Annotated in this window: 6 protein-coding genes; all 6 read right to left on the bottom strand. The window is 58.0% G+C overall.

From position 1 onward, the window contains the following. Positions 1-36 precede the first annotated feature (36 nt). The 6 genes from O4H62_RS25900 to O4H62_RS25875 are packed head-to-tail and all read right to left on the bottom strand — an operon-like array spanning position 37 to position 7,174. A complete protein-coding gene (locus O4H62_RS25900; RefSeq protein WP_269391778.1) occupies positions 37-954 on the bottom strand; it encodes a hypothetical protein in 918 nt (305 codons plus the stop codon). A gap of 18 nt (positions 955-972) precedes the next feature. Beyond that, positions 973-3,282 carry a N,N-dimethylformamidase beta subunit family domain-containing protein gene (locus tag O4H62_RS25895; protein ID WP_269391777.1) on the bottom strand — a complete coding sequence of 770 codons (2,310 nt, stop codon included), beginning with the start codon at positions 3,280-3,282 and terminating at the stop codon, positions 973-975. A 9-nt stretch (positions 3,283-3,291) separates the two neighbouring features. Continuing rightward, positions 3,292-4,812 (bottom strand): branched-chain amino acid ABC transporter permease, encoded by a 1,521-nt coding sequence (locus O4H62_RS25890; RefSeq protein ID WP_269391776.1) that lies wholly within the window; start codon positions 4,810-4,812, stop codon positions 3,292-3,294. Continuing rightward, positions 4,805-5,743: a branched-chain amino acid ABC transporter permease gene (locus O4H62_RS25885; protein ID WP_269391775.1), complete on the bottom strand. Its 939-nt coding sequence runs from the start codon at positions 5,741-5,743 to the stop codon at positions 4,805-4,807. The genes O4H62_RS25890 and O4H62_RS25885 overlap by 8 nt, the downstream gene beginning before the upstream one ends. A gap of 8 nt (positions 5,744-5,751) precedes the next feature. Then, positions 5,752-6,477, bottom strand: coding sequence for an ABC transporter ATP-binding protein (locus O4H62_RS25880; RefSeq protein ID WP_269391774.1), 726 nt, complete (start codon positions 6,475-6,477; stop codon positions 5,752-5,754). Beyond that, positions 6,443-7,174 carry an ABC transporter ATP-binding protein gene (locus tag O4H62_RS25875; RefSeq protein WP_269391773.1) on the bottom strand — a complete coding sequence of 244 codons (732 nt, stop codon included), beginning with the start codon at positions 7,172-7,174 and terminating at the stop codon, positions 6,443-6,445. The genes O4H62_RS25880 and O4H62_RS25875 overlap by 35 nt, the downstream gene beginning before the upstream one ends. Positions 7,175-7,176 lie beyond the last annotated feature (2 nt).

Below are 7,176 nucleotides of genomic sequence, written 5' to 3'. Positions count from 1 at the left end.
AAGGCCTACATCAAATGGGAATGCCAGGATGCATGATCACCCCATCCGGGAATTTCCAGACAACAGGTTGCTCAATCTCCTTGCAACGTCCTTGTGACTGCGCCCCTTAGACAACAATTCCGCCACCTCTGCTTCCCGAATGGTCAGATGATCAATCGGCATCATCCGCCGCAAGGTAAGTCGCCTGAGGCCCATGCCTTGATACTGGGGAGCGTTCTCGCACGTCACAATCATTTGCTCGTCAGGCAAGACGTGCTGCCCCTGCATGTGAATGAGTTTGGTCAGCTTCTCAGGAAGTAGATCACCCTTCCAGCTCGGCCAGAACTCGCCAAGCTGCTCGCGCAGGCTTCCCAAGCCGAGAATGCCGATGCCCGATTCATTGACAAGAATGGAAATGGTTCCTCGTTCCGCCCGCCGGTTGTATTCGAAAGAGGACAGCTTCATCGCCCTTCCCAACTGGTCGACGGCGCATTGAAGATACTCCTGTTCCTCGGGCAGGAACCTTCTTGAACGGCGCCCCATGCGGTAGCTCGAAAGATAGAAGGAGGCCAGCCGGCCTTCGCGGCGGTTCATGACCGTTGCCATCTGTGTCAGCGCGTACCGATCCGACAGCGTGGTCATGCCATCGTTTTGTTGACCTGAATAGCGGTCGTAAGTGGCGATGGCTCCCGGATCCCTGATCAGGCGGGCCGCCAGCAAGTCATCATTGGCCATGGTCTTCCAGAAATCATAATAGTCATCGGGAAGATTGAGCGACGCGTTTGCGTGAATGTGCACTCCCTCTTTCTCGATCTGCGCCCAGCCATACCAGGCGCCATCAAAACCGAGTGTGTGCGACAGGTGATCAACCGCCCAACGCGCAAGACCTTCGGCATCGCTTTCGACGGCGCGAGCATTAACTTCGGAAACGAAATCCGAAAAAGACTTCAAGTCGATCCTGTTGCCAACCGTCAAAGATTTGCTTCCGGATTGTTACCGCCAGAGCTTTTCCTCGCCGGTGAATTCCGACCCCGGCAGAGCGCCATCCCTGATGAACGCATTGAGGACATTCCGCATAATCCGACCAACGTTATTCTCCCCGCCATGACAAGGCAAGGCCTGCGACCAGGCGATAGAGCCTGACGCGAATACCGCCCCATTGTTGGGTGTGGTGAAGTATATCATGTCGCCACGGACCTGCGCATCCTGGGTGCCGCCACGCCCCGGAAAGGCATAGGTGACTTCCTCTGAAACAAGCGGGTAGTTGTCCGAATGTCCCCAAGAGGAAGCCAGCAACATCGTGTGCGGCGGAGTTCCCAGGCCCTGCTCATAGCGGTCAAGCTCGATCCCTGCCGCACCACCTCCGGCAAGTCCGAAATCGCCGATCAGTTCCCGCTCGCCGATGCCTTCGAATACCCAGGAGACCCGTTTGTGGAAACTGTCCGGCATCCGCTCGAAGGGTTGGCTCTCATCCATCCCTTCGGCGGTAAAGCCGAGACCAACTATTTTTTGCGGCGCCCGCCCCCGTGACCGCCAAAGACCCGAGCGTTCTCCGGTGCAAGCAAGATATCCTTCACCCGGCTCGGCCTGCCAGGCACGCGATCCGGTATCGAGTTTGCGCACTTCGATGCAATGAGGTTCATCCGCACGAAGACCCGTGACCCAGTAGTAGCCATTGCCACCCAGATACATAACCCGGCCGCCATCGGCCAGATACTGCTCGGTCCCATCCATCATCTCTTCCGAGTAGTATTCCGGATGGGTGCCATTCAGGACGACCTTGTAGGGATCGAGCGCCGATTTGCCTTCCCTGTGAAGGTCATGATCGGTGATCAGGTCATAGTCATACCCGGAATGCTCCAGCCACCAGATCAGCGAAAGGTCGGCCGGCAGTGCCCAGGGGAAGTTCATGGCCGGCATGCGGTATTTCGGACGCATGGAAATGATCGGCCTGCGCCATGACGAATAGCAGCAGCCCGCACCATCCGTGTGATGATCGTAAGTCGAAAGACCGAACTCCTCGAGCTTCTTGTACTCGAGATCTTCCGGCACGATCACCGGCGTATGAGCCGTGATCGCCTGCGCGATCGGCGCTTCGTATGCCAGATGCTCATTGGCGTAGGCCAGGTAAGTGAAGGTCGGCAGCAGGAAGGCGATTTTCGCCTTTGGATTTTGCGGCCTGACGATAAAGGGTACATGATCCTGCGTTCCGCCGTGATCCAGGCGAAGCGCATAAATTCCGCTTTTCAGATCGGCCGGCACGTCAAAGGACAGCGTCGTGTCCCAGTTGGAATCTGTCAGCGCATCATCGTGAAAGTGAACGCCGCCAAATTCACGCGGCGCCAACCGGAAACTGTCGGCACCGCGCCAGTTGAACCCGGTCATGCATCGAACCGGTCTGTTGATGCCGGCAAGATGAATGGCATTTGGGCCGATGTCCTGAATGGTGTCGCCTATTCCCTTGTCGGTGTATCCGGCTGTCGTGTCCCAATGCGCAACAAGCCCGTCGCCGGATTTCATCTCTCCCCGGGACAGGGCTCCGACCTCGTCCGTCGCGACAGCACGGTCAAAGACACCGCACCTGTCAATCTTGCCGTTGAACAGCAATGTGGTGTGAGGGCCACGCTGTGCATTGGTTTCTGATGCACCGGCAAGCATGAAACGGACATGCCCGGCGGTTCTGGCGGGCTTCGTTGCAAGTTTCTCGTCGACCCATGAATCGAGTTCGAAAGGCACAACCGTGGAAATTCTGGAATTCCAGGAAGAAACACAGTTGATCAGCCGCAGGGAAGCCTTGCCTGAGGTTCCGTCGTAGGTCGCGGCAACGAAATACCAGCATCGCTCGACAACGCGCGTCTCGCTGACAATCTGGTCCACCTTGCTGCCGTTTCCCAGCCACAGGGAAACATGACCGCTCGGATCAAGACCAAGCCCGTACCCCTTCTGCTCGTCAACGCACCATTGACCCATGAACTGCTGCCGCTCAGCCTTGATACGGGTTGCAAAAAAATGCGCGAAAAGGGTGAAGCTCTGGAGCCCGTCAAGCTTGCGGTCTTCATCCTCGGCCACGGCAAAGGATCCGATCTGCGTGAACTGACGCTTGACAGAAATCTCGGCAGGAATGGAGGAACTGATTTCCTCTTCCACAAAGCCCGGCCCCTGCGGATTTTCATCGCCATGAAGAAGGCGCACCAGTTGCGCGTTGACCGTCTTTGCGCCTTCGACAGACAGCTTGAAATCCACCGTCTCGCCAGCCTTCAGGCACAGGGGATCAGAGTATCCGAAAATTCTGGTATTTGCCATTTTCTGGCCTCAGCTTTCCAACAGATCATTCACGCGCAGCAGAAACACGGCGTGATAGGCTTCATCAAGGCTTTCATACAGCCGGTCATCGACAAGGCGGGGCGGGGCGCCGCGCTCTCCGGACAGAGCAACAATCTTGTAGTGATTGAAGTTTTCCGGCTGGCGCATGATCGCGTATTTGTCCGGCATCTCGCTGCGCCTGAAATAATTGAGCACGCGGGAAAGTGCATCAGAGTGGCGTCCAAGCGGCTTTGCGCGATGCTCCTCGATCAACTCCGGCGTTATCAATTGCTTCAATTCATCGCGAAGCCGTTTGTTGAAGCGGCGGTAGAAAATTTCCTGCTTGTCGAGCATGTCGGTGGCTTCTTCAGGCATGACCTCGCCTCCTTTTTCGGTTCTGCGCGCGCGCGCCTCCGATTTCTTCCTGTTTCGAAAGTTCCTGAATTGATCGCGGGCACCCACCAGACCATTGTTGGTGAGCAGCGTCACCAGCAGCATGATCGCGGCCACGAGCAGAATGCGGATCGGTCCGAGATCCAGCAGGCCCTTGTCGATCAGCACCACGATCGCGGTGCCGATTACCGCGCCGTCAGCACGACCGATGCCGCCGATGACGATCATTGCAAAGAGCAGCAGCAGTTGATCGAGCGAGAAAATCGATGGCGAGATCGAGCGGTAATACATCGCATAAAACGCGCCAATGATCCCCAGACCCGCCGAAGAGACCATGAACACCATCAGCCGGGCACGCCGGTAATCGATGCCGATCGCCTCGGCAAAGGCTTCTTCATCCCTGGCCGTCCTGAGCAGCATGCCCAGCCGCTCTGAATTGACCAGCTTGAACATGAGCAGTGCGCCCAGCAGAAGCAGGAAGGCACCGGCAAAACCGAGCAGCAATCCCTCCCGCTGCAGGAACCAGTCGGACGGGATAAAGGAATCCACCTGATTGATCGAACCATTGGTCGCGCCCAGCGACTTCAACTGTTGGACGAAAACCCGGCAGATTTCAACGATGCCCAGGGTCAGAAGCGCGAAGTAGAGCCCGTCCAGCCGCGTCGACGGCAGCGCCAGAAACCCGCCGGCGACCAACCCGGTCAGGCAGCCGATGGCGAACATGAACGGCCATGGAACACCGAGATATACATTAAACGCGGCTGCGGCGTAGCCTGACACACCAACCACCGCCAGCGTGGCCAGCGAGAAGATCCCGGCGGTTCCGATGATCAGCGTCCACAAGACATTGATCGCGGCAAACATGCAGAAGATTGATGCAACGGTGATCGCCGAATTACTGAGAAATGGCGTGACCACGGCAAGCAAGCCGAGAGACAGGAGCCACCAGAGCGGCTTCTTGTCAGCGAGACGTTTTTCAAGCTTCAGGGACCTGGGATTGTACTGGCTGCGCCATTTAAGCCAATGCCTCCTGCTAAAGGGGACGCGCGACTTGTGAACGGGGCGATGCCCGTCGGGAGACAGGAAAACCTCCCTTGGCCGATTGCCGATCTCGTAGAGCTTTTTCATCTCAGACATTGCGGCTCTCTCTCGTCTCGTCGAGCAGGCCACCGAGACCCCTTGGCCGGATGATCAGGACCGTGATGATGAAAAGGAACTGACTGAACAGGACATAGCGCTGGCCAAGGAAGGAAATCGACCCGACGATGGCCTCAAGAAATCCGATCAGGATTGCACCCATGATGGCTCCCGGTAGTGATCCCAGGCCGCCGAGCAAGGCAATCGTCAGGCCCTTGATCAGCGGCAAGGCTCCGGCAGTGGGACTGACGAACACGGTTTGTGACAGCAGGATTGCCGCCAGACCGGCGAGCGCCCCGGTCAACATCGTGACCGGCAACGCCGTCCACCGTACGGAGATCCCGCTTAAGACAGCACCTTCCGGATTTTGCATCATGGCCGTGATTTCGAGCCCCTTGCGCGAGCGCTTCAACCAGATCACCACCACAAGCATCAGGATTGCTGTCGCAACGATGGTGCCGATCTGGTCGTTGCGCACCGAGATGCCCAGGATTTCCGTCCGGCCAAATCCGAATATCTTTGGCAGGGCGCGCTGACGCGGGCCAAAGAAAAAGAGCAGCAGCTGCACCGTGGCAAGATTGATCGCCAGGGTAACGATGAGACTGCGGACCGCGAAGTTCGCCTTTTCATGAATGGGCAGATAGGCAAGCATGAAAATAAGGCCGCCAAACAATGCGCCAGCCACCAGACCGCTCGCAACCATGGTGGCGCCCATCACAAGACTGGCGTCCAAACCGGTTCCAAACCACGTGTTGATCAGGGGCTGGGCAATCAGCGAGACCTGCCAGGCCGCATACCCCGAAGCGGCGAAGGTTGCTCCATGAGCCATGTTGATCATGCCGACCGAGGACCAGAGGATCGAGATTCCGATCGCCATCAATCCATAAATCGCGGCGAGGTTCAGTCCGTGTATGAGGGTAACCGCCGTCATCTGCTTCCCTAACTCAAGGCCACGTGGCCAACATCGCCGCGCAGACGCCCGGCATGCATGCCGACCATCCGGTCAACCTTTCCTGCCAGCAGCGCGACATTCTGTTCGGCAATCACCATCGCCTTTCCCTCCCTGGGAAGGGAGAACAAGGCATCAAGAACCGATCTGGATATCTTCGGCGCAAGTCCGAGCGATGGTTCATCAATGAGATACAATGAGGCTTCGGTCATCAGCGCCCGCCCGACGGAAACCATACGGCGCTCTCCGCCTGAAAGAGTGCCGACCAGAGCGGTTTCCAGCTTCCTGAGCGGCGGGAAGATGTCCATCACCGCGTCACGTCTTTTGGCACGCTCGCGCCAGGCAATCTTCGAATAGGCCCCGCAATCGAGGTGCTGCGCCACAGTCATGCCCGGAAAGATCGCATCACCCTGCGGGGTAAGGGCGACGCCCATCTGCACGATTGCATGGGTCCGCCGCCCGGCCCCGGTGGATCGGGCTCCACCGATCTCCTGTCCCTTGATCTTGATGGAGCCGTTCTGCCAGCCGACCAGGGACATGACCGAGCGCATCAAGGTGCTCTTGCCATGACCGTTCAGCCCGACAAGGCCGATCCTCTCGCCTTCATTGACCGAGAAATCGATTTCGTGCAGCACCCGCAACGGTCCGTACCCCGCACTCAGGCCTTCGATCTTGAGGATCTCATGCACCATCGACATCCTCGAAATAGGCCGCATGAACACGGGGATCCTTGAACACCTGGCTTGGATCGCCGGTTGCGATGACTTCGCCCAGATCAAGCACCACCACCCTGTCGGCGATGGCCTGCAACAGTTCCAGCCTGTGTTCGATAAGGACAACCCCGATGCCGAATTCATCGGCCTGATGTCGAATGATCAGATCCAGTGCATCGATTTCCGAATTGATCAGGCCGGACGCCGGTTCGTCCAGCAGCAGGACGCTTGGCTTGCGCATGAAGAGGCAGGCAAGCATGAGCTTGCGGCGGTCAAAGGTGTCGAGCGAACCGGCAATTCGGTCCCACGAGACATGCAGATGAGCATGGCGTGCGCCCCACTCGGCGTCAAACCGTGTCAAATAGGGTTTGTGCGAATACCGCGCCGCACGGAAGACCTCGTCGACGGTCATCGAGCCGGGCACGATCGGGCTCTGGTAGGTCCGCGCCAGGCCCATTCGCGCACGGTCATGGATGTTCATGCGTGTGATATCCACGCCTTGCAGGTTCACCGACCCCGCTTCGGGCTTGTAGCGGCCGGTGAAGATTTCGAACAGGGACGTCTTGCCGGCGCCATTGGGCCCGACGACGCCAAGAATTTCTCCCGCGGCGACGGAAAGCGCCACATCACTGAGCACTTTCCGTCCACCGAAGGAGATCCCAATTCCCTTGCAGGAAAAGAGCGGGGAAGCCGTTGTCATGT

Origin of the sequence: Parahoeflea alexandrii (assembly GCF_027214025.1) — a bacterium.
Lineage (GTDB): Bacteria > Pseudomonadota > Alphaproteobacteria > Rhizobiales > Rhizobiaceae > Hoeflea > Hoeflea alexandrii_A.
Note: the sequence above shows the minus strand (reverse complement) of the source record. Positions and strands in the feature narration are given on the sequence as shown.